A 16,730-nucleotide genomic window follows, 5' to 3' on the forward strand; every position below is an offset into this window, starting at 1 on the left:
CTCGTCAGGAGTCCACCCCATGCTCAGCACCGCCGCCCGCACCGCCGTCGTCACCACCCTGTCCGGGCTGGCGCTGGGGTTGGCCGCCCTCGCCTCGGCCGGCACGGCGAACGCCATCACCTCCCAGACCGATAGCGCGTTCCTCGACGAGATCGCCAAGGAGGGCATCACCTACGACTCGGCCGCCGACGTCATCGGCAACGCGCGCCAGGTGTGCTCCGAGCTGAAAGCCGGCGCGACCGGCACCGAGATCGGCATGGACATCCTCGCCCACACCGACCTGACCACCCGTCAGGCCGCCGCCTTCGTCGTCATGTCGATCGACTACTACTGCCCGCAGTACACCGACGCGTTCGCCTGAGAAACCCGCGAAGTATGTTCGATCCCGACCGCAATGAAGCGAAAGGGATCACCATGCCGAATCGTGTTTTCGTCGTCGGTGTCGGAATGACGAAGTTCGAGAAGCCCGGACGAACCGAGGGCTGGGATTACCCGGACATGGCCCGAGAGTCCGGCACCAAGGCGCTGGCCGACGCCGGCATCGACTTCACCGAGGTGCAGCAGGGCTACGTCGGGTACTGCTCGGGTGACTCCACCTCGGGCCAGCGGGCGCTCTACGAGCTGGGCATGACGGGCATCCCGATCGTCAACGTCAACAACAACTGTTCCACCGGTTCGACGGCGCTCTACCTTGCCGCACAGTCGATTCGAGGCGGTCTGGCCGACTGCGCCATCGCACTGGGCTTCGAGAAGATGCAGCCCGGCTCCCTGGGTGGCGGTGCGCAGGACCGCGAATCCCCGCTGGGCCGGCACGTCAAGGCGCTGGCCGAGATCGACGAGTTCGGTTTTCCGGTGGCGCCCTGGATGTTCGGCGCAGCCGGGCGCGAACACATGCGCAAGTACGGCAGCACCGCAGAACATTTCGCCAAGATCGGCTACAAGAACCACAAGCACTCGGTGAACAACCCGTACGCGCAGTTCCAGGACGAGTACACCCTCGACGACATCCTGGCCGCCAAGATGATCTCCGACCCACTGACCAAGCTGCAGTGCTCCCCCACCTCCGACGGGTCGGGTGCGGCCATCGTGGCCAGCGAGGCGTTCGTCGACGCGCACGGCCTGGCCGGTCAGGCCGTGGAGATCGTCGGGCAGGCGATGACCACCGATTTCGCCTCCACGTTCGACGGCAGCGCGGCCAACATCATCGGCTACGACATGAACGTGCAAGCCGCCCAACAGGTTTACGATCAGGCCGGCCTGGGCCCGGCCGACTTCCAGGTGATCGAGCTGCACGACTGCTTCTCGGCCAACGAGCTGCTGCTGTACGAAGCGCTGGGCCTGTGCGGTCCGGGGGAAGCGCCCGCCCTGATCGACAACGACGACACCACCTACGGCGGGCGGTGGGTGGTCAACCCGTCCGGCGGCCTGATCTCCAAGGGCCACCCGCTGGGCGCGACCGGTCTGGCGCAGTGCGCCGAGCTGACCTGGCAGCTGCGCGGCACCGCGGACAAGCGCCAGGTCGACAACGTCAGCGCGGCCCTGCAGCACAACATCGGCCTCGGTGGCGCGGCGGTGGTCACCGCGTATCAGCGCGCCGAGCGTTAGGGCTTGCCGCGGCTCGGTGTCTGCTGGGCGACGCCGTGCCGCAGCGGGCTGGTGGCTTGTGCCGCCGTCGACTCCTGCACCGGCGACCCGCCGGCCGCGCCCTGCACGCGGGGGGCATTCGCCGGATTACCCGGCGACGGTTCGGCGCCGCCCTCGAGTTCGCGCTGCCGGGCTTCGAGCACCTCGAGCACGGGCACCCGGGCGGCATGGCCGGCCTCGTGGGTGAGCACGGCGGTCAGCTCGTCGAGGTCCAGGGCACGGATCCGGTGCCGGAGGTCACCGAGGGACATCTGGTCGTAGTCGGGCAACGGCAGTTGGGGTTCGTCGGAGCTCATGCCGATTGGCGTAGCCGCTGGCCGCCGCGGCTAAACGGGGCGATTTGTGGCGCCGCACCCGTAACCATTACGGGTGCGGCGCCACAAATCACAGGATGATGACCTCGTAGGCCCCGTCGGCGTGCCGGGCCCGGATGGTCTTCTTGTCGTACTTGCCGACGCTGGTGCGCGGGACCTGCTCGATGAACGTCCACCGCTCGGGCAGCCACCACCGGACCACCTTGTCCGCCAGGAACTCGCGCAGCTCGGCGGCCTCCGCCGAGGCGCCTTCGTCCAGCACGATGACGGCCAGCGGACGTTCCTGCCAGCGCTCGTCGGGCACGCCCACCACGGCGGCCTCCAGCACCGCGGGATGCGCTATCAGGTGGTTCTCCAGCTCCACCGACGAGATCCACTCTCCGCCGGATTTGATGACATCCTTGGCCCGGTCGGTCAGCGTGACATAACCGTCCGGGTCGATCACGCCGACGTCGCCGGTGCGCAGCCAGCCGCTGTCGAACTTCTCGGCGTCGCGGCCCAGGTAGTACCCGCCGGTGATCCACGGGCCGCGCACCTCCAGCTCACCGACGGCCTTGCCGTCGTCGGGCAGCCGGTTGCCCTCGTCGTCGACGATGCGGACCTCGACCCCGCACATCGGCCGGCCCTGGGTGGCGCGCATCTGCCAGTGCCGCTCCTCGGAGACCCCGGGCAGCGGCTTGGCGACGGTGGCCAGCGGCGAGGTCTCGGTCATCCCCCAGGCCTGCTGGATGTAGACGCCGTGCCGCTCCTGGAACGTCCGCATCAACGACAGCGGCACCGCCGAGCCGCCGCAGGCAACCAGCCGCAGCGACGAAATGTCGTGGCCGGGCGACCTTTCCAGGCAATGCATGACGTCGTTCCAGATGGTCGGGACGGCGCCGGCCACCGTCGGGCGCCGCGACTCGATCAGTTCGATGAGCGAGGACCCGTCCAGGAACCGGTCGGGCATGGCCAGGTCGGCGCCGGCCATCAGCGCGGCGTAGGGCAGCCCCCAAGCGTTGGCGTGGAACATCGGCACGATGGGCAGCACCACGTCGCCGGAGCTGACGTCCAGTGCGTTGGCGGTGCACGCCGTCAGCGCGTGCAGATAACTCGAACGATGGCTGTAGACAACACCTTTCGGGTTGCCGGTGGTGCCGCTGGTGTAACACATGGCGGCCGCCGAGTTCTCGTCGAGCTCGGGCCAGTCGAACTCGGCGGGCCGGCCGGCCAGCAGCTCGTCGTAGCGCACCACCGTCGGTCCGGTCAGCGCGCTGGTATCCCCGTCGCCGACCACGATGACGGTGTGCACGGTGGTCAGCTGCGGCAGCACCGGCGCCAGCAGGGGCAGCAGCGAGGAGTCGGCGATGATCACCCGATCCTCGGCCTCGTTGGCGATATAGGCGATCTGCTCGGGCGCCAGCCGGATGTTGAGCGTGTGCAGCACGGCGCCCATCGCGGGTACCGCCAGGTACGCGACCAGGTGCTCGGCGTTGTTCCACTGGAATGTGGCGACCCGCTGGTCACCGGTGATCCCCAGCCCGCGCAGGGCGTGCGCCAGCTGGGCGGCCTGTTCGCCGACCTCACGGTAGGTCAGGCTGCGATGACTCAGCCCTGATGCCGCGGCCTCTGCGGCTCCGCCCTGCCCCGTGGCGGTGGTGACGACGCGGTCCCCGTTGACGCCGCAGGCGTGACGCAGGATCGCGGTGATGGTCAGCGGCCAATTCTGCATGGTGGAGTACACCGCCGCGATGGTAGCGCCAGCGCGGACCGCGCCTGCAACGAATCACCGCCGTCCGGCGATGTAGTTCACAGCAAGTGTTCATCAATCCGACAGGGGGCGCGCCATGCGTCCATTACTGCTCGCCGCGCTGTCCGCGGCGGCCGTGCTCCTCACCGCCGCACCGCCGGCCCACGCGGACCAGTCACCGCAGGAAACCATCGGCCTGCTGGAGGCCGAGGGCTACACCGTCAACGTCGACCGGGTCGGCAGCGCCCCGCTGGATCAGTGCGTGGTCACCGGCGTGCGCAACCCGCAGACCGTGACCCGGCTGATCAGGGTCGACAACGGCCGTAACGGCAAACACGACTACGACTACATCGAGGTGGTGGTCAGCCGGTCCATCTCGGTGTCGCTCGACTGCACCGCCAACCAGCAACATGCGCCATGATGGAGGGATGCGAATGAGATGGGCACTGGCCACGGTCGGCATTGCCGCCGCCGCCGCGGCAATCACCGTCCCCGCGGGGCCGGCGTCCGCCGAGGAGACGGCGCAGGAGACCATCAGCCGCCTGCAGTCCGAGGGCTACACGGTGAACATCGACCGCAGCGGCACCCTGCCGCTGAGCCAATGCGTGGTCACCAACGTGCGCAACCCGAACACCGTCAAGCAGTGGGTGCCCTACGTCGGGCCCGGCACCGACGAGCGGGTGCTGGTGCAGCAGACGATCAGTCAGTCGATCTCGGTGACGTTGGACTGCAACCGGTCGATCTCGGGCGGTTAGACGCCGACCGGCTCCAGCTGCCGGGCCTCGGTGAAGGCCACCGCCTCGAACGGCGAGTACATCGGCGACGGCGGGGTCACCCGGAACGCGGTGATCCGGCCGTCCACATCGGCAACGTAGAGCCGGTCCCCCTGGCCGCTGAGGGCCAGGGCGGTGGGCCGCGAACCGACCGTGATGGTCTCGAGCACGTCGTTGGTGACCGTGCACAGCACCGCCACCTGGTCGTAGTCCACCACGTAGGCGCGCGAGCCATCGGCCGAGAGCGCCATCTGGATCGGCAGCGCGCCGGCCGCCACGGTTCCGGTGACGGTGAAGGCGGCCAGGTCCACCACGACGATCTTGCCCAGCGCGGTCAGGTCCGAGGTGAGCACGTAGGCGGTGGTCTTGGTGAGCGCGAGATCGCGGATCGGCGCCCCGATGGACAGCGACTTGCGCACGGTGGCCGTCTCGGTGTCGATCATCAGCAGGCGGCTGCCCGTGACGGTGGTGACGGCGGCGTAGAGCTCGCGCCCGGACGGGGCGATGCGCAGCCCGTCGATGGAGGCACCGACGCCGGCGGGGATGTCGATGGTGCCCACCCGCTCGGCGGTGGTGTCGATGACGGCGATGTCGACGTGGTCGTTGCCGGTGCGCGCGACGTAGGCGCGCTTGCCGTCGCGGCTCACCTCGACGGCGGTGGCGGTGAAGGCCAGCGGGTAGCTGGCCAGCACGGCGTTGGCCCGGGTGTCGACCACCACGACGGTGTCGACCTCGGCGGTGCTGGTGATCACGTAGGCGCGGTCATCGGCGAGTGCGATGGCGGTGGGCTCACCCGCCACGTCGACCACGGCCGGGGCCGCGACGGTGTCAGGGCGCACCACGGTGACCGAGTCGTCGCCGTGGTTGGCCACGACGATGGTGGTGGCGTCGGCGGCGACGTCCGCGATGGCGCCCCGCCCGATCTGCACCGACCCCGCGTACGCGGTCCGGGATTCGTTCACGGCGGCGTCATTTGCGCGCACGAAAACACTTGCCATTTCTTCGACACCTCCGCCGGTATAACGGCACCGGCACTAGATTCAGTCGCGATGCGCCGAGGATGGCGCGTTCCCGATCGAGTCTAGCGACGCATCCGACAAGCAAACCCAACCTTGCGGGGCACCCGGCGTTGATCTGCCGTCAACCTCTCAGACACCGCTTAGGAAACTATTCGTTATGCATTTGTGACCTAGTTTCAGCAACCGGCCACAAAGTCCTGAACTGGAAATACCGCCCGTTGGCAATTTCAACCGGGGGTCGTCGCCACATCCGTCACATCACGGATTCTTAGCTTGGCGCCGCAAAGTGAGGGCCAGATCACAGCGCCGGGATCAGCAAACTTTGTGTCACACCAGGCCGATCGGCGCGTCCCGCGGGCGGGCAGCACCGCGCCCGACGAACTCGAATTGACATTGCTGTCAAATTAGCTGATGCCTCACGGCAACAGCACGAATGACAGCCCTTTCTCGGCTTTCACGGTGCGCGCCGACCAGGTGCCCGGACCGCGCCCCGGGCCGGCCATCTCGGTCAGCGTCAGGTAGGTGCCGTCCGAGCGCTTCGACGTCGAATCCACCCACGCGATGTGACCCGCGGGCGGGGCGTCGAGCTGCCCGCCCGGAATCACCACGATGGCCCGCGGCTGCGGGTCGTCCACCACCGTCCAGCCCGCCGACCTGGCCGAACCGGCCAGATCCCGCGGCGTGGCGGTGACTGCCGGGTAGAACTGCTCCCCCGAGACGAAGAACCACTTCTCCAGCGCGGCCCACGCGTCGGTGCCGTCCTTGGCCGGGTTCACCTGCGCCTTACGCCCGGTGGCCCGCGCCGACGTCGGCCGGGACGCTTCGGTGGCACACGGCGGGACGACCGGGTCGTTGGAGCCGGTGTCGAGCATCGCGTCGGTGACGTAACCGCCGCTGTCCAGCCGGTTCCACAGATCCGTGCGCAGCTGATACGGCCCGCCGACGAACTCGGCGCCGCGGGCATAACACGTGATGACCACCCTCGAATGGTTGGCAACGGTGCCGATCTTCTGGCTTGTCATCGACGGCGCCGACCGGACATTCAGATCGAAGCTGCCGGTGTTGACGGTGACGGCGCGGGCGTCGGTGGCCGATTCCGGCGCGGCGCCGGCCGTCGCCACCATTCCGGCGCCGCCGGATGCGCTTGAGACGACGGCCGAGACAACACCGAAAACCAACAGCGAGGTCAGCCCAACGCGCATTTTGGTCGAACTCACGGCAATCCCTTCGGACACAATTCGCAGAATCATAATTCTGGAATTGGCTATTTGCTGCCGCCTCGAGAATTCTTTGCCAAGCCGTGATTTTCAATTCGTCCATCGGACGTCGCGCCGAACTGCAGGCTCAGCGCCACTGATAACGCGTCTTGGGCCGCCCGGCCTTGCCGTAGTCGGTGCTGCGGGTGACGGTGCCGTCGTCGGCCAGCCGCTCCAGGTATCGCCACGCCGTCACCCGGGAGACACCGACCTGACCGGCGACCTCGTCGGCCGTCAGGCCACCGGGGCTGTCCCGCACCACCCGCGCGATCTCGTCGGTGGTCTGCGGTGCGACGCCTTTCGGGGTGACCGTTTTGTCGGTGGCAACCCGCAATTCCGCGAACGCGCGGTCCACCTCCGCCTGACTTGCCGCCTCGGTACCGGCGGGCAACGCGCCGCGGTAGCGGCGGTAACGCTCCATCCGGTCCCGGAACGCGGCGAAGGTGAACGGTTTGAGCAAATAGGCCAGCGCGCCGTGCGCGACCGCGGCGCGGACCATTTCCAGATCCCGCTCGGAGGTGATCGCGATGATGTCGGGCGCCGGCGCCAGCCCCGACAGCCCGGATGCCAGGGCGATACCGCTGGCGTCGGGCAGCCCGAGATCGAGCAGCACCAGGTCGACGGGCGGTTGCGCCTCGGCCGCGACGCGCATCGCATCACGGGCGGTGTGCACCACCGCGACCACCGAAAACCCTTCCACCCGGCCGAGATACGTGTGGTGTGCCTCGGCGATCAGGGGATCGTCCTCGACGATCAGCACCCGGATCGGGCTCACCGCGGCACCGTCACGGTGACCACCGAGCCATACGTCAACTCCGCGGCCACCGTCCCGCCGTGCCGGTTCACCACCTGGGCCACCAGCGCCAGGCCCAGACCATGACCCGCGGCATCGCTCTTGGTCGAATACCCGCGCCGCAGGGCCCGCTCGAACGTCGCCGGGTCCATGCCGGGGCCGCTGTCGGCCACCTTGATCATCAGCGCCTGGTCGTCCTGGTTCACCGTGACCTCGACCCACGGCTCGTCCCGATCGCAGGCGTCGAGGGCATTGTCGATCAGATTGCCCAGCACGGTGACGATCTCCTGGCCCGTCAGCGGGATATCGGCGGACAGCTGCGTGTCCTCGGTGACGGTCAGCGTGATGCCGCGCTCATCGGCCTGAGCCGCCTTGCCCAGCAACAGCGCCACCAGCGCGGGTTCGCGCACGGACTGCGACAGCCGGTCGACCAGCCGCTGCGACAGTTCCAGTTCGTCGGTGGCGAACCGCACCGCGTCCTCCGGGCGGCCCATCTCCACCATGGTGATGACGGTGTGCAGTTTGTTCGCCTGCTCGTGCGCCTGCGCGCGCAACGAATCGGTGAGCACCTTGAGGGCGCTCAGTTCGCCAAGCGCACCCTGTAACTCGGTGCGGTCGCGGATGGTCACCACCTCGGAGGCCGACGCCCTGCCCCGCTCCCCGCGCTGATCGGCCACCGATGCCCGGTTGACCACCAGCACCCGCTCCTCGGTGACCTGCAGTTCGTCGCGGACGCCCGGATCCTGGCTGCGCAGGAACTCCGGCAGGTCGGCACGGGTCACCGGCCCGTCCGGCAGCCCCAGCAGCCGGCGCGCCTCGTCGTTGACCAGCGCCACGCCGTCACCATCCAGCACGATCAGTCCCTCCGACACCGAATGCAGGACGGCGTCATGATGGTCATACATCACCCGCAGCTCGTCCGGCCGCAGGCCGTGGGTCTGCCGCAACAACCGGCGCCGGATCGCCCATGCGCCGGCCAACGAGATGGCCAGCGCCGCCGCGGTGACCGCCGCGATGGTGCTGATCTGCGACCGCCAGCGCTGCGCCAGGGTCTGGCGGGTGATGCCCGCGGACACCAGCCCGACGATCCGGCCGTCGGACGCGCGCACCGGCGCAACCGCCCGGATCGAGGGGCCCAGTGTTCCGGTGTAGACCTCGGTGAACGTCTGGCCCCGCAGCGCGGGCTCCAGCGTGCCCAGGTAGTGACCGCCGATCTGGGTGGGATCGGTGTGGGTGAAACGGATGCCGTCGGGGGCCATGATGGTGATGAAGGCGATTCCGGTGGCCTTGCGCACCGCTTCGGTCACCGGTTGCAGAGTCCTTGTCGCCGAACCTGATTCGATGGCCAGCGCGGTCGACGGGGAATCGGCCAGGGCGGTGGCGATGCCGATCATCTGCTGGCGCGCCGCGTCGTCGCCGTCCCGGCGGGCATCCAGCAGGGCCAGACCGGTGCCGGCCAGCACCACCAACACCACCACCACGATCTGGAGCGCGATCGCCTGACCTGCCAGCGACCACCGTGACGTGGCCGGCCACCACCTGCGCACCGGCACCCCCAAACTGAACGAAATGAACTAAAACGTGACCGGGATCACGTACTCGCCGACCATCCTTACATGACCTCCACCACGGACACGCCCGCGAAGAAGCGGGACCGCACGCACTGGCTCTATATCGCCGTCATCGCCGCCGTCGTCATCGGCGTCGCCGTCGGCCTGCTCGCCCCGTCGATCGGCAAGGACGTCGGCGTCCTGGGCACCATGTTCGTCAGCCTGATCAAGATGATGATCGCGCCGGTCATCTTCTGCACCATCGTGCTGGGCATCGGCTCGGTGCGCAAAGCCGCCACGGTCGGCCGGGTCGGCGGGCTGGCCTTCGCCTACTTCCTGATCATGTCGACCATCGCGCTGGGCATCGGCCTGGTGGTGGGCAACCTGCTCAAGCCGGGCTCGGGAATGCACCTGTCGGAGAAGGCGGCCGGCCAGGGCGCCGCCCTCGCCGAGAAGGCGCATGAGGCCGGCGGCCTGATGGACTTCGTCACCCACATCATCCCGACCACCCTGCTGTCCTCGTTGACCGAGGGAAATGTGTTGCAGGCGTTGTTCGTTGCCCTGCTCGTCGGGTTCGCACTGCAAGCGATGGGCACCGCGGGCGAGCCCATCCTGCGCGGTGTGGAGCACCTGCAGAAGCTGGTGTTCAAGGTGCTCACCATGATCCTGTGGCTGGCCCCGATCGGTGCTTTCGGCGCCATCGCCAACGTGGTGGCCCAGACCGGCTGGAGCGCGGTCACCCAACTGCTGGCGCTGATGCTGGGCTTCTACCTCACCTGCTTCGTGTTCGTGTTCGGCGTGCTGGGCGTGCTGATGCGCGCGGTGTCGGGGGTGTCGATCTTCAAACTGGTGCGCTACCTGGCCCGGGAATACCTGCTGATCTTCTCCACCTCGTCGTCGGAATCCGCTCTGCCGCGGCTGATCGCCAAGATGGAGCACCTGGGCGTGGACCGCAGCACCGTCGGCGTCGTGGTTCCCACCGGATACTCGTTCAACCTGGACGGCACGGCGATCTACCTGACCATGGCCTCGCTGTTCATCGCCGACGCGATGGGGCATCCGCTGTCGCTGGGTGAGCAGCTGTCGCTGTTGGTGTTCATGATCGTCGCCTCCAAGGGTGCCGCGGGCGTCAGCGGCGCCGGGATGGCCACGCTGGCCGGCGGCCTGCAGAGCCACCGGCCCGATCTGCTCGACGGCGTCGGCCTGATCGTCGGTATCGACCGCTTCATGTCCGAGGCGCGCGCCGTCACCAACTTCTCCGGTAACGCCGTCGCCACCGTCCTGGTCGGGTCGTGGACCAAGACCATCGATCGGGCCAGGGTCGACGCCGTGCTGCGTGGTGACGTCCCGTTCGACGAGCTGACCATGGTCGACAGCGACCACGGCGGGCGCGCCGAAGAACCGGCATCGGCGCGCGTCCCGGTGCCGGCGTAGGGTGCGCACGAAAGGCCCGGCCGGAGACATCCGGCCGGGTTTTTCGTTGTGGGTGAACCATTTCCGGCCTGCGGACGTGTCATGGGTATGCGTACCGTGTTGATCGCCCTGATCGCCGTCCCGGCGGCGGCGCTGTTGACCGCCGCCCCGGCTCGGGCCGAGTCGGCGGTGGTCACCATCGGCACCCTGGAATCGCAGGGTTTCCACGTCAACGTCGACCGGGTCGGCAGTGCTCCGCTGGACCAGTGCGTCGTCACCAGCGTCCGCAATCCGCAATCGGAAACGCGACTCGTGCAGGTGGACAGGCACGGCGACCGCGACATCTTCGTCCCGCTCGTGGTGCGGCGGACCATCACGGTGTCCCTGGACTGTTCGAGGTAGCCCCTTGGGCCGGTGCCGATGTGGGACCATCTGCACATGAACCCAGAGGATGATCCCGAGGCCCGGATCCGGGCGCTGGAACAGCCGCTCAGCGACATGGCCAGGGCGTCCGAACTGGGAGCCGACCACCGCGCCGGCGTGGGTTACCCGCCGCCGGTTCAGCAGTGGCCGTACGCGGCCAATCCGTATCCGGTCGGATACCCGCCCGCGCCGCCGTCCCGTTCGGGTCTGCGTCCGTGGATGCTGATCGTTCCGGTCGCGGTGGTGATGATGGCGGCGGCGGGTGGTGCGGCCTGGGTGGTGTATCAGAACACCGCGTCGATCCCCGGCATCTCCGGCGGCGGTGGCTTTCTCACCGAGGCCCCACCGAGTCCGGAATCGACCGTGGCCGAGGCGCCGTCCGTCGTGCCCTCGCAGGATCTGCCGCAACCCGGCAGCACCGTGAGCGTCTCCGGCATCGGCGCCGTCAAGACCATCGCCTGCAATCAGAACGTGGTGGTGGTCAGTGGGGCCAACAACCGGATCACCATCACCGGGCACTGCGCCAGCCTGACGGTGTCGGGCTTCGAGAACAACGTCACCGTGGACACCGCCGACGCCATCACCGCCGCCGGGTTCGACAACCACATCGCGTTCCACTCGGGCGCCCCGGGCATCACCAAGTCCGGCGAAGGCAACGTGGTCGAGCAGGGTTAAGCCTGCGTTATCACCCTGAGCCGCAACGCCGCCGCGGTCGCGGGCCCCACGATGCCGTCGACCACCAGGCCGGGCGTTCGGCGCTGGAATTCGCGCACCGCGGCCTCGGTTTCCGGACCGAAGATGCCGTCGATCTCCAGATCGCCGGCGTAGGACGCGTAGGCGTGCTTGAGCCGTCGCTGTAATTCGGCGACCTGCGGGCCCCGCGACCCCGCGAACAACAGGATGCCGGTGTATTCGCCCACCGGCACCGGCGGCCGACGGTCCGGTGCCGGGTCGGTCAGCACCCCGATGCGGGCGCCGATATCGCGACGCAGCTCCGTCATGTCGATGGCCCCGGGATCCCACTTGCCCTGGGCGTAGCCCGCGTACTCCTTGTGCCCGATGGTCCTGGCCGATGTCTGTCCCAGCCTGCGGTTGATCGCCGCGCAGCAGTCGACCAGCGCGAAATACTGTGCGTCCGGCCAGTTCTCGCGGTGCGGCGCCAGAGGGCCGGTACCGGTGTTGGCGCATTCGATGCCGATCAGATGCCAGTTGCCCATGTTGGCGGGCACCCACGGATACATGCCGACGCCGGCGTGCCAGGCCACGCCGAGCGCGACCACCGTCACCGTCCCATCCCTGGCGATGTGCAGCTGCGACAACGGCCCCGCCAGGTCCGGCCGGCCGGCGGCGATCGACGCCGCGGTGGCGGTATCCGAACCGGTGTGATGCACCATCACCCCGCGGATGTCCTCGAAATCACCGTGTCCACGGTCCCGCCAGCCCGGGTACTCGACCACGTCGAGCCCCTCGGCCCGCAGCACATCGGCCAGCCAGACCGGGTCACCCGTCCATGGTCGCCTCGACGGCACCGCGCTCGCCTCCCCTACCGGTGATCTCCACCCGATCTCCACCCAACCTCCAAGCGGCACCATGCCCCGCGGCGACAGGATGGGTTGCAGTCAACCTACCCGGCACACCTGCGCACCACCCAATACGCGCACTCGCACAAGGAGTCTCATCATGAAGAGCATCACCGCCAAGCGCATCGCCGCCACCGCCGCCGCGATTGCTGCCCCGCTCGGAACCGCGTTGGTCCTCGGCGCGTGGACGGCCCCGACGGCGTCCGCGGCCGGGGAGTCCGCGGTGGCCACCATCGGCCTGTTGGAGGCGCAGGGTTTCGACGTGAAGATCGACCGGGTGGGCTCGGCACCCCTGGATCGGTGCGTGGTGACCGACGTGCGAAATCCACACGAGCGCACCGAGATCGTCCGGGTCGGCGGACGGGACGACCGCGATTTCATCCCGGTCGTCGTCCGACGCACCGTGTCGGTGTCGCTGGACTGCTCCCGCTGACCGCACGATCCCCTGGACGCCATATGGGCGGCACCCGCGGGTGCCGCCCATGTGGGATATCGCTGTTCGCCTAGCCGTTACCGCTGAGGAACTTCCCGATGTTCTTCACCAGGTTGCCACCGAACTGGCCGGCGTTCTTGCTCAGGTTGCCGCCGGTCTTACCGATATTGGTGGACAGGTTCGTGGTGAACTTTCCGCTGTTGATCAGCAGGTTGGTGCCCGTCTGACCCAGCTGCTGCTGCGCGTTGGACCCGACCGTTCCCGCGTTCACCAACAGATTGGTGCCGAACACGCCCAGGTTGTGTGACAGATTGGACCCGAACTCCCCGATCGTCTGATTCGGGCTCACCTTGTTACCCGTGCTGTTGACGACATTCTGTTGTGAGTCGGCCGAAGCCGTACCCGCACCAGCCACACTGCCGCCGATTGCGAGGGCCGCAGCCGTGCCGGTCACCGCGACGACCCGCACCCATTTCCGGCTTTCCGACCCCACCTTGTGATTCATGATTGCTCTCCCTCCAGCAAATCCCAACCGAGCCCGCTTAAGCTAGCACGTGGTCTGTGATCCAAACCACGATTAAGGTAGCCCCGTAGCGGAAGGTTGAAACCTCGGGACGGCTGCGAAAATTTGCTTTCCCGCGGCGCCGGAATTGGCAATCACCCGCTCGCTGCGCGTTTGACCAGGGGTTCGGCCCCAGGATACGCCCCGTCGAAATGCAGCAAGTTTTTACGCCACCGATAATTTCGGCTTTACCAGCCGTTATGTGATACCGGCGGTCCGGCAGCGTCATCCCCCACCCATCGGCCGCCTCGGCCCCACGGTCGGGGCATCCGGATTAGCTGCACCCTGGCAAAGCATGGTGCGTCGCGGCGACGGATCGACGCGGTCTCGTCGGCCGACAGAATTTTGGCGACACGACACGCCAGCAAAGCCCGAAAACGACCTACCGGCCCGCTCGCGACACGAGCGGGCCGGCAGGCGCCCACACAAGAAGTTCGGCGCGGGTCAGCCGCCGAGGACGGAACCGATCGCCTTGGTGGCATTGCTGGCCGCCGTGCCAAGCTGCTGCTGGGCGTTACTGGCTGCCGTGCCCAGCTGCTGCTGGGCGCTACTGGCCGAGGTGCCGCCGTTGATCAGCAGGTTGGTCCCGACGGTGCCGAGGTTGATCTGCCCGTTCGAGCCCACGGTGCCGCCATTGACGAGCAGGTTCGTCCCCACAGTCCCGCCGTTGACGAGCACGTTGGTGCCGAACTGCCCGAGCCGCTGCGACAGCGGGGTCGTCTTGTTGCCGATCTGGGTCAGCACGTTTTGCTGAGAATCGGCCGCCGCGGTGCCGGCCGCGGCGGTGGCGATCCCCATCGCGACAGCGAGGCCACCACCGGCCACCGCCACCGTCGCGACCATCTTGCGTCCCAGTCCCTGACGTCGTTCCATGTTTCGTCTCCCTTCCAGCAAACGACTTTGTTGGCGAATGGAAGTTACCACAGCCGCTGGCGAACGATCCATACCCGTGATCATCTTGCGATAAACCCACGTCGGCAAGATCCGCTGATGGTTAGCTTGCGACCGCCCGACGGCTGGGTAGACACACCAGGGCCGACGATGTCGCGCAGCGTCAAAATCGGATGACAACGCAGTTCACAGGGATTTCTGCCGGCAGCTTCGAGCGCCCCGCACATCCCAGAGCGGCGTGCATCGCACACCCCGGAGAGCCGTTGCTCGACGGCGACACCCCGTCCGCTCGCCCGCGCACCCCGACCCGAGAAGGGTATATCGCCACGTGGTTGCTGCGCGTTACAGACAGCTAATCTCTTGTGGTCAGCGAACACGTCAGCCGGGTAGGCATGGACACATCCGGCAGCGCCCACCGCGGCGCAGGCGGCGGCACAACAGGGCGCGAAAGCCCGCGAATCGGCGTCTCAGCGTTGCTGAGTGAGATGGACCTTGGTCCCGACGAACGGCGTCCACGTGATCGAGCCGCGCTCGAACGTCACCTTGGTGCTGGTGCCCGACCACCGCTCGTCGGAGGTCGCCAAGCCCAACTCGGGAACCCATGCCTTGACGAATTCCCTACTGCCCCAATGCGCCCCGGTGGCCGGCGAGTACCAGATCCGGATGGGGGTACTGCCGGTGAAATCCTGGTAACCGTTCGCGAAAGCCGACGTGGGCGTCACGCGGCGGGCCCGCGCCACATCACCGACCGGACCGGGTGACGTGACGAACTGACCGGGGGTGAGCTCCCACAACATGCCGGCCGTGCGCAATTGCGCCGATACCTTCGAGGTCGCCGCGAAAACCGGGCTGAGCACCTCGCCGAGCGTCGGATCCATATTGGCCGCGAATCGCTGGTACACGGCGCCGGGCTGAGGCGGGGCCGCCACCACCTGCGCCGACGGCTTGGCCGTCCAGTTGGAGCGATACACCCCGAAACGGTCGTCGTCGAGCCAGCTCCAGCTGTTGAGATCGCGCGTGGTGTAGAGCATCAGCGGGCCGCCGTAGGGCAGTTGGCGCCAACTGCTGATCATGTCCGACATCAGCGCCGCCTGCGTCGTCTCGGACACCCGATTGGTGGGCGCACCGAACTCGGTGACCCAAATCGTCTTTGCGCCTTCATTGTTGGCGAGCATGGTCTGCCGCAACCGCACCAGCTGATCGAGCGGGGAATCGCTTTGATACATCCCGTCGGAGAACTTCATGTTGTAGCTGTAGGGGTGATACGACAGTGCGTCGAAAAAGGGCGCGGCGCCTGCGGCATACATCTTCGACAGAAACGTCACCGGATTGATCGTGAATGCGCCCCACGTCTTTCCCGAACCGAGCACTCCGCCCAGCACCGTCACCGTCGGATCCACCGCCTTGATCCTGGGGTACGCGGCTTTGAGAAGCTCGGTATAACCGGCCGGATCAGGAAAGGGGCGATAGCCGATGATGCCGTTGGGTTCGTTCCAGACCTCGTACGCCGCGATTCTTCCCTTGTACCGCTGGGCCACCTGCGCGGTGAACACCCCGTAGGCATCGGGCGACGCCGGCCGGCCATGTGGCGGTAGGGCTCCGGCCGCCGCCGCCCACAACGGGCTCGACGTGATGGCACAGATGATCGATATGTTCGCCGCGGCCGCGGCGGCCACCACGCGGTCGGCGCGAGTCCAGTCGAAGGTCCCCTTGGTGGCCTCCACACCGGCCCACGGAATGCCGATTCGAACGGTGTGAATATTGTTGGCGACCCAGCGCTGCACCGTTTGGGCAATCTGGTCGTCGTTGTAGAAAAAGACCTGCGAGTCCGCGAAGCCCAATGTGGAGGCCGACACCGCCAATGGGGCGACGCGGTCGGATTCGACCGGGCGGTGCCGTTGCGACGGAGGTACCAGCGCCAGCATCGCCACCGTCAATACCGCAACGGTTATCGACGCCGTGGCCCGAGAGTATTTACGGGCAGGGTAGATCATCCTCCGACGCACGCATACCCAATCTCTCTGACCCCCTGCCAGCCCAGACGACATTCTCACGTACAGACCATTGCCAGCCCGCAATCCAATTCGGCGTGTCGAGTAATCGGCGAGAACTGGGGAATGCGCAGCGATGGGCTCAATGGGCAAAGTTTCATTCCGCGACTGCCCGCGGTACGGCGTGGCTATGCGGTCGGCTCCCGTCCCCGTCGCCGATGCCGAAGGCCGCAACTTCTGGCACCCTCTGGAGATCGGCAATAGCGGCCCGGAACCGCAATTTCTGGCCGGGGCAGAACAGCCACAGTGATGTGCCATTAATGCATATTCGAGCGCCACTGGCTAACTGGTCCGGCGCG

General features: G+C 67.6%; 18 protein-coding genes. 8 read left to right on the top strand and 10 right to left on the bottom strand.

What is annotated here, in order from left to right:
- Positions 1–19 precede the first annotated feature (19 nt).
- Together BN977_RS08095 and BN977_RS08100 are read left to right on the top strand one after the other, a co-directional pair.
- The gene (locus BN977_RS08095; protein ID WP_036397048.1) at positions 20–361 is read left to right on the top strand and encodes a DUF732 domain-containing protein; all 342 of its coding nucleotides are present in this window, start codon (positions 20–22) and stop codon (positions 359–361) included.
- Positions 362–414: 53 nt separating this feature from the next.
- On the top strand, positions 415–1,605 hold the full coding sequence (locus tag BN977_RS08100; protein ID WP_036398685.1) for a lipid-transfer protein: 1,191 nt from the start codon (positions 415–417) through the stop codon (positions 1,603–1,605).
- Here the strand turns inward: BN977_RS08100 and BN977_RS08105 are convergent.
- Positions 1,602–1,940, bottom strand: coding sequence for a DUF8129 domain-containing protein (locus BN977_RS08105; protein WP_036397050.1), 339 nt, complete (start codon positions 1,938–1,940; stop codon positions 1,602–1,604). The genes BN977_RS08100 and BN977_RS08105 overlap by 4 nt on opposite strands.
- Positions 1,941–2,028: 88 nt before the next feature.
- The gene (locus BN977_RS08110; RefSeq protein ID WP_165576304.1) at positions 2,029–3,681 is read right to left on the bottom strand and encodes a fatty acid--CoA ligase; all 1,653 of its coding nucleotides are present in this window, start codon (positions 3,679–3,681) and stop codon (positions 2,029–2,031) included.
- A 103-nt stretch (positions 3,682–3,784) separates the two neighbouring features.
- On the opposite strand from BN977_RS08110, the gene BN977_RS08115 reads away from it, so the two are divergent.
- Positions 3,785–4,108, top strand: a complete 324-nt coding sequence (locus BN977_RS08115) for a hypothetical protein (protein WP_024450212.1) — start codon at positions 3,785–3,787, stop codon at positions 4,106–4,108.
- A 7-nt stretch (positions 4,109–4,115) separates the two neighbouring features.
- Entirely contained in the window at positions 4,116–4,442 is a 327-nt protein-coding gene (locus BN977_RS08120; RefSeq protein WP_024450213.1) for a hypothetical protein, read from the top strand.
- Here BN977_RS08120 and BN977_RS08125 read toward each other — a convergent pair.
- The 4 genes from BN977_RS08125 to BN977_RS08140 all read right to left on the bottom strand — a co-directional run bounded on the left by BN977_RS08125 (position 4,439) and on the right by BN977_RS08140 (position 9,081).
- Positions 4,439–5,422 (bottom strand): MmpL3/TtfA transport complex stabilizer, encoded by a 984-nt coding sequence (locus BN977_RS08125; protein ID WP_227456146.1) that lies wholly within the window; start codon positions 5,420–5,422, stop codon positions 4,439–4,441. The genes BN977_RS08120 and BN977_RS08125 overlap by 4 nt on opposite strands.
- Positions 5,423–5,895: 473 nt before the next feature.
- The gene (locus BN977_RS08130) at positions 5,896–6,696 is read right to left on the bottom strand and encodes an amidase (RefSeq protein ID WP_227456147.1); all 801 of its coding nucleotides are present in this window, start codon (positions 6,694–6,696) and stop codon (positions 5,896–5,898) included.
- A gap of 127 nt (positions 6,697–6,823) precedes the next feature.
- Positions 6,824–7,510 carry a response regulator gene (locus BN977_RS33450; protein WP_036397052.1) on the bottom strand — a complete coding sequence of 229 codons (687 nt, stop codon included), beginning with the start codon at positions 7,508–7,510 and terminating at the stop codon, positions 6,824–6,826.
- Entirely contained in the window at positions 7,507–9,081 is a 1,575-nt protein-coding gene (locus BN977_RS08140) for a sensor histidine kinase (RefSeq protein WP_024450217.1), read from the bottom strand. Before BN977_RS08140 ends, BN977_RS33450 begins: the two co-directional genes overlap by 4 nt.
- Positions 9,082–9,144: 63 nt before the next feature.
- On the opposite strand from BN977_RS08140, the gene BN977_RS08145 reads away from it, so the two are divergent.
- The 3 genes from BN977_RS08145 to BN977_RS08155 all read left to right on the top strand — a co-directional run bounded on the left by BN977_RS08145 (position 9,145) and on the right by BN977_RS08155 (position 11,589).
- Positions 9,145–10,512, top strand: a complete 1,368-nt coding sequence (locus BN977_RS08145; protein ID WP_036397054.1) for a cation:dicarboxylate symporter family transporter — start codon at positions 9,145–9,147, stop codon at positions 10,510–10,512.
- 87 nt (positions 10,513–10,599) lie between these two features.
- Positions 10,600–10,893: a hypothetical protein gene (locus BN977_RS08150; RefSeq protein ID WP_024450219.1), complete on the top strand. Its 294-nt coding sequence runs from the start codon at positions 10,600–10,602 to the stop codon at positions 10,891–10,893.
- 36 nt (positions 10,894–10,929) lie between these two features.
- Positions 10,930–11,589, top strand: a complete 660-nt coding sequence (locus tag BN977_RS08155) for a DUF3060 domain-containing protein (RefSeq protein ID WP_191262693.1) — start codon at positions 10,930–10,932, stop codon at positions 11,587–11,589.
- On the opposite strand, the gene BN977_RS08160 is transcribed toward BN977_RS08155, so the two are convergent.
- The gene (locus BN977_RS08160) at positions 11,586–12,443 is read right to left on the bottom strand and encodes a peptidoglycan recognition protein family protein (RefSeq protein ID WP_024450221.1); all 858 of its coding nucleotides are present in this window, start codon (positions 12,441–12,443) and stop codon (positions 11,586–11,588) included. The two genes, BN977_RS08155 and BN977_RS08160, sit on opposite strands and share 4 nt — an antisense overlap.
- A 151-nt stretch (positions 12,444–12,594) precedes the next feature.
- Between BN977_RS08160 and BN977_RS08165 the strand changes: the two genes are divergently transcribed.
- Positions 12,595–12,927, top strand: coding sequence for a hypothetical protein (locus tag BN977_RS08165; RefSeq protein ID WP_036397057.1), 333 nt, complete (start codon positions 12,595–12,597; stop codon positions 12,925–12,927).
- Between the two features lie 70 nt (positions 12,928–12,997).
- On the opposite strand, the gene BN977_RS08170 is transcribed toward BN977_RS08165, so the two are convergent.
- The 3 genes from BN977_RS08170 to BN977_RS08180 all read right to left on the bottom strand — a co-directional run bounded on the left by BN977_RS08170 (position 12,998) and on the right by BN977_RS08180 (position 16,605).
- Complete coding sequence (locus BN977_RS08170) at positions 12,998–13,432, bottom strand: hypothetical protein (protein ID WP_024450224.1); 435 nt, start codon at positions 13,430–13,432, stop codon at positions 12,998–13,000.
- A 501-nt stretch (positions 13,433–13,933) separates the two neighbouring features.
- A complete protein-coding gene (locus tag BN977_RS08175; RefSeq protein WP_131590043.1) occupies positions 13,934–14,362 on the bottom strand; it encodes a hypothetical protein in 429 nt (142 codons plus the stop codon).
- Between the two features lie 485 nt (positions 14,363–14,847).
- On the bottom strand, positions 14,848–16,605 hold the full coding sequence (locus tag BN977_RS08180) for a cellulase family glycosylhydrolase (RefSeq protein ID WP_165576305.1): 1,758 nt from the start codon (positions 16,603–16,605) through the stop codon (positions 14,848–14,850).
- Between the last annotated feature and the right edge of the window lie 125 nt (positions 16,606–16,730).

The sequence above is a fragment of the Mycolicibacterium cosmeticum genome, assembly GCF_000613185.1.
Taxonomy (GTDB): Bacteria; Actinomycetota; Actinomycetes; order Mycobacteriales; family Mycobacteriaceae; genus Mycobacterium; species Mycobacterium cosmeticum.

Coding starts and splice junctions, on each gene's coding strand:
- BN977_RS08150 (WP_024450219.1), top strand. CDS start 10,600: ATGCGTACCGTGTTGATCGCCCTGATCGCCGTCCCGGCGGCGGCGCTG.
- BN977_RS08165 (WP_036397057.1), top strand. CDS start 12,595: ATGAAGAGCATCACCGCCAAGCGCATCGCCGCCACCGCCGCCGCGATT.
- BN977_RS08115 (WP_024450212.1), top strand. CDS start 3,785: ATGCGTCCATTACTGCTCGCCGCGCTGTCCGCGGCGGCCGTGCTCCTC.
- BN977_RS08120 (WP_024450213.1), top strand. CDS start 4,116: ATGCGAATGAGATGGGCACTGGCCACGGTCGGCATTGCCGCCGCCGCC.
- BN977_RS08105 (WP_036397050.1), bottom strand. CDS start 1,940: ATGAGCTCCGACGAACCCCAACTGCCGTTGCCCGACTACGACCAGATG.
- BN977_RS08170 (WP_024450224.1), bottom strand. CDS start 13,432: ATGAATCACAAGGTGGGGTCGGAAAGCCGGAAATGGGTGCGGGTCGTC.
- BN977_RS08175 (WP_131590043.1), bottom strand. CDS start 14,362: ATGGAACGACGTCAGGGACTGGGACGCAAGATGGTCGCGACGGTGGCG.
- BN977_RS08155 (WP_191262693.1), top strand. CDS start 10,930: ATGAACCCAGAGGATGATCCCGAGGCCCGGATCCGGGCGCTGGAACAG.
- BN977_RS08095 (WP_036397048.1), top strand. CDS start 20: ATGCTCAGCACCGCCGCCCGCACCGCCGTCGTCACCACCCTGTCCGGG.
- BN977_RS08100 (WP_036398685.1), top strand. CDS start 415: ATGCCGAATCGTGTTTTCGTCGTCGGTGTCGGAATGACGAAGTTCGAG.
- BN977_RS08145 (WP_036397054.1), top strand. CDS start 9,145: ATGACCTCCACCACGGACACGCCCGCGAAGAAGCGGGACCGCACGCAC.